At 48.6% G+C, this 4895-nt stretch carries 5 protein-coding genes; 3 read left to right on the forward strand and 2 right to left on the reverse strand.

All coding sequences use genetic code 11. From position 1 onward, the window contains the following. The 3 genes from VIM87_RS26275 to VIM87_RS26285 all read left to right on the forward strand — a co-directional run. Window positions 1-663 (forward strand): AMP-binding enzyme (locus VIM87_RS26275; protein WP_414649670.1); only part of this gene is annotated, 663 nt, incomplete at its 5' end. Window positions 664-990: 327 nt separating this feature from the next. Then, entirely contained in the window at window positions 991-1872 is an 882-nt protein-coding gene (locus VIM87_RS26280; protein ID WP_331999863.1) for a hypothetical protein, read from the forward strand. A 16-nt stretch (window positions 1873-1888) separates the two neighbouring features. Continuing rightward, window positions 1889-2830 carry an alpha/beta hydrolase gene (locus VIM87_RS26285; protein ID WP_331999864.1) on the forward strand — a complete coding sequence of 314 codons (942 nt, stop codon included), beginning with the start codon at window positions 1889-1891 and terminating at the stop codon, window positions 2828-2830. Window positions 2831-2835: 5 nt separating this feature from the next. Here the strand turns inward: VIM87_RS26285 and VIM87_RS26290 are convergent, their stop codons facing one another. Together VIM87_RS26290 and VIM87_RS26295 are read right to left on the reverse strand one after the other, a co-directional pair. Further along, window positions 2836-3396 (reverse strand): L,D-transpeptidase, encoded by a 561-nt coding sequence (locus VIM87_RS26290; RefSeq protein ID WP_331999865.1) that lies wholly within the window; start codon window positions 3394-3396, stop codon window positions 2836-2838. A gap of 168 nt (window positions 3397-3564) precedes the next feature. Further along, a partial coding sequence (locus VIM87_RS26295) for a M16 family metallopeptidase (RefSeq protein WP_331999866.1) occupies window positions 3565-4895 on the reverse strand: 1331 nt, incomplete at its 5' end.

Genomic DNA, 4895 nt, shown 5'->3' on the forward strand with positions numbered 1-4895 from the left:
ATTACCCCGGAAAAACCCGGCTATGCTACCCTGCCGCTGCCCGGTGTACAGCCCATACTGGTGGATGAAAATGGTAAAGAGGTGCAGGGCAACGGCGTGAACGGGAACCTGTGCATTAAATTTCCCTGGCCCGGTATGCTGCGTACTACCTACGGCGATCATGAGCGCTGCCGTAAAACCTACTTTGCTACCTACGAGAACCTGTACTTTACCGGTGATGGCTGTATGCGCGATGAAGACGGCTATTACCGCATTACCGGCCGTGTGGATGATGTGCTGAATGTAAGCGGCCACCGTATTGGTACTGCCGAAGTGGAAAATGCCATTAACATGCACGCCGGCGTAGTGGAAAGCGCTGTAGTAGGCTATCCCCACGATATTAAAGGGCAGGGTATTTATGCTTATGTGATCTGCGATACCACCCCGTCAAAAGATGCCGAGCTGACGAAGAAAGATATCATACAAACCGTGTCCCGCATTATTGGGCCTATTGCCAAACCGGATAAGATCCAGTTTGTGAGCGGCCTGCCTAAAACCCGCTCCGGCAAGATCATGCGCCGCATTTTGCGCAAGATAGCTGAGAATGAGCTGGACAACCTGGGCGATACCAGCACCCTGCTGGACCCTGCGGTGGTGGATGAGATCAAGCGGGGGAGGTTGTAAAAAAGTCCATGGCCGATGGTCCATAGTCCATAGCGTGCTGCGGGGATGCAAGTGTAACGGGACCGGGATATCGTATTTAAATAGTTGTATTAAAAGGTCATACCGGTTAAGCTGGTATGACCTTTTAGTTATATTTGCTATCAATCCTTATTCCTTATACCTGTGGATAAAAGAATCCGTAAACTGTTTGTCAATACCTGGGGCATTCCTTTTGTTGTAGCAATTTTTGCACTCTCCGTATTTTTATGCGCACTTTTCTTTAATACTTATTATGAGGATATAACAGGTAAGAATGTTCCCTTTTTTTCCCTCTGCAAACTGTTCCTAATGGCTATTAGCCATGCAGCCATCACCATGATCGCTGCTGCATGCTTTATTGCAAGCTGCATGGCAGGCTGGCGGCTGGCCAGGTTGGGAAGACAGCTGCCTTTGAGATTACTTCGCGCTTTTTTGGTCTTTAGCATATTATGCAGCCTGGCAGGGTTCCTGTTCACTGCTTTTGTAAAACCGGCCCTGTTCTTATGGCAAAGCGCCTTGTTGTACAGCATTATTCAAAAAGCGCCTGACGAGCCTTTGGCAACTCTGGATCCGGCAATAATTGCAAGGACTAACAATACCTATAACCTGCTTGCTTTAACCCGCCGGAAGGCGGAGCTGCGGCAGCATATACATACCGCCCGGCAACAGCTGCTTGCCTATGCATGCAATGCTAACTCAAAAGAAGAGGCATTGAACCTTTTTGCAATGGAGGGTTTCCGGGATGCGGGCCTTACGCCTGATGATATTGAGCAATATAGCAGCAAACATGCTGCGGCAAAAGGTCCTGCGCAAGATACCCGAACTATGGACCGCATGGTGCAGCATATTGTTAGCCTGCAGCGCACCATTCATGCCGCTGCTATCCTGGAATGGCAGTACTGGCTGCTGCCGGTGCAGATCATTGCCTTGTGCCTGGCCGGCTTTTTTTGCGGCGCATTAAATCGTACACGCAGTGTATGGATGTTGTTTGTGCTCATGATTGCATTCCTTGTTTTTGTGAGTAGAATAAGCGGAATAACTGCCGGGAAAAACGCTGAGGATGTACCCTTCTGGTTCCCCTATGTGCTGATCACTATTATGGAGCTGGGGGCGGCCTTTACCGCGTTTTACATCTATAAAGATGTTATAAGATCTACTCCCCTGGGGAAGGTTGTTAAGATAAACCGCTGATACTTACATTTGCCTTATGAGATTTTTGAAACGCGCAGGAAAAATAGTCCTTGTATTCTTCCTTCTCTCCAACATTATCCTGGCCTTTCATGCCTGGAAGTTCACGCATTTTTATGACGATGCGGGCCACCGGAACAAACGCCCGGAGCAGATGAACGGCTGGGAAAAAGCACGTATTATTTTGTTTGGGGTAAACCTGTCAAAATCTGTTAACAGAGATCGGCCGGCAGTGCCTTATAAAACCATTAACCTGCATACTAAAAACGGCCTGCGGCTGGAAGGCTGGTGGATAGATGCACAGCAACCGGCTAAAGGTACTGTTATCCTGTTCCATGGCTATGGCGCCAGCAAAAGCTCACCCCTGGCGGAAGCGGCGTATTTCCGGCAGCTGGGGTATAATACCTTTCTGCTGGATTTCCGTGCACATGGCAATAGCGAAGGCTATGTATGCAGCATTGGCTATAAAGAGGCGGAGGATGTAAAGCTGGCGTATAATTATGTGCGCAGCTGCGGCTACCAGCACATTTCCCTCTGGGGCATGAGCATGGGCGCAGCAGCCATTCTGAAGGCAGTGCCGCAATATCATTTACAGCCGGATAAGATTATGCTGGAAGCGCCTTTTGCTACTTTAACAGATGCAGTGAAAAGCCGTATGTGGGCCGTGCATATGCCGGGTACGCCGCTGGCGCAGATCGTTACTTTCTGGGGCGGTGTGGAGCAGGGCTTTTGGGCGGCCGGTTTTAAACCGGCAGAATATGCAAAGGATATACAGGTACCTACTTTATTATGCTGGGGCAAAAATGATATACGCGTAATGGAGCATGAAACGCGCAGCGTGTATACGCAGCTGGGTACTAAACAAAAGCAGCTGGTGATCTTTGAAGCATCCGGCCACCAATCATTTTGCCGGAATGAGCCGGAGAAATGGAAAGCTGCCGTGAGCCATTTTTTGCAATAGAAAATTTAGCGGCGTATCACTACCGGGGTGCCTACTTTAATAACATCGTACAGCTCATTTACATCCCCGTTCTTCATACTTACACAACCTAAGGTCCAGTTAATGCGGCTATCTACATACGCATCGCGGATGCCGGAGCCGTACTCCACGCCATGAATGCCAATGCCGCCGCCAATATCCGCATTGGCAGGCAAAATGCCCTGTTGCTGGCGCTGATGGAATTTGGCCCAGGAAACTTCATTGGGATAATCCAGCAGCATAAACCGGCTCCAGCGGCCATCATACCGTTTACTTGAAATATGGAAAGTACCTTCAGGCGTTTGCCGGTCGCCCTGCCTTTGTTTATCCAGCATATCGCGGCTGCCGAATACTACTTTATAAATCTTAATGAGCGTTACATCCTCGTACAGGTACATCCTGTAATCGCTTTTATCTATCAGCAGAAAAACTTTGTCTGCATCAATGGCTGCAGGGTTCAGCTTTACGGTGTATAATCCACTCTCGTTATTAAACCCGGCCAGGGGGATCAGCAGTAATAATAAAATACTCCAACAGTAGCGCGGCATCTCACAGGGCAATTTAGTACAATGATAACGATGCTGTTAAAGCGTTTATTGTATGAGCGCGAAAAGCTGAAAGCAAAAAGCAGAAAGCTTAAAGGTTATAGTAACCCTTTTTTGCTTTCTGCTTTTTCGCATTTGCTTTATGCTTTCAGCTTTATGCTTTGCGCTTTTTTAGTATCCGAACAGCTCCTCCAGCGTTACTTTTTTCACTTCGCCGTATTTCTTAAGATCGTCCTGGCTAACCTTTTTCTCTGAACCTAAGATACAATAGGTGTAAGGTTTGCCGGCCAGGTTCTGATCATGGAACTTCTTCACATCATCAAAGGTCAGCTTGTCAACAGCGGCATATACCTGTTTACGGTAATCAGTATCAAGCCCCAGCTTTTTTGCATTCAGGTAGCTCATAATGATACCGTCCTGCGTAATGCGTTCTGTTTCCAGGTCCTGCTTCATGCTTTCGCGGGCAGTTTCAAACAGCTTGTCTGAACGGGGTATATCATTCAGCAGCTCATTCATACCGGTAATGGCTTCATTCATTTTATCGGCCTGGCTGCCTACATAAGCTACTACGGAGTAGCGGTCCTCCTTTTTATCAGGGGAAACGTAGAAGGCGTAGGTGGAGTATGCCAGCGCTTTGGATTCGCGGATGGTCTGGAACACGATGGATCCCATGCCGCCGCCAAAGTAGTTATTGAATAAAGAGATCACCGCGGTGTTCTCCGGGTTGTAAGTGGATGTGCTGTTACGTACCCAGTTCACTTCTGCCTGTACCATATCGTAATCAGCAAACAGTACCTGGTTGCTGGCCTGCGTGCTCTTTTCAAACTTCATGGCCGGCGGTGCGTCCTGGAAAGTGGCGGGTATGGTATGCACTTTCTTTACAGCATCTGCTGCTGCAGCCAGTGTTTGCGGACCGTAATAAATAATGGTGTGCTTATAGGAAGGCAGCGTGTGCAGCATTTCCACCAGCTCGGCGGAGGTTAAGCCATCCAGGTCGGCCTGGCTAAGCTGATTGTTGTAAGGGTTTTTAGGACCATACATGCCGTACTGCACCAGGCCACGCATAATAGCTACCTTGCTCAGCTTATTATCGGTACGGGCTTTTTGCAGGCGGCCTTTTAACGCAGCCAGCGCAGCTTCATTGGGCTGACAATGGGTAAGCAGGTGCTCAAACAGCGCTACAGCTTTATCAAAATTCTCCTGCAGGCCGGAGATGGTAATGGTAGTAACATCGGTACCGGAGCTTACATTAAAGTTGCAGGCTATGTTATAAAACTCTTTGCTGATCTGCTCTGTGGTATACTTGTCTGTACCCAGGAACTGCAGGTACTGCGCGGCCAGGGGCAGCTTTTTGTTATTCCAGCTACCCATATCAAAACGGTAGTGGAGGCGGAACAGCGCGTTATCGTTGTTCTGCACATACAGTATTTCTGCCGGGCCTACCTGGCTTTTCTGAATGTCTTTATTATAATCCAGCCATTGCGGTTGTACCGGTGTGGCGG

Origin of the sequence: Chitinophaga sp., assembly GCF_036569125.1 — a bacterium.
Taxonomy (GTDB): domain Bacteria; phylum Bacteroidota; class Bacteroidia; order Chitinophagales; family Chitinophagaceae; genus Chitinophaga.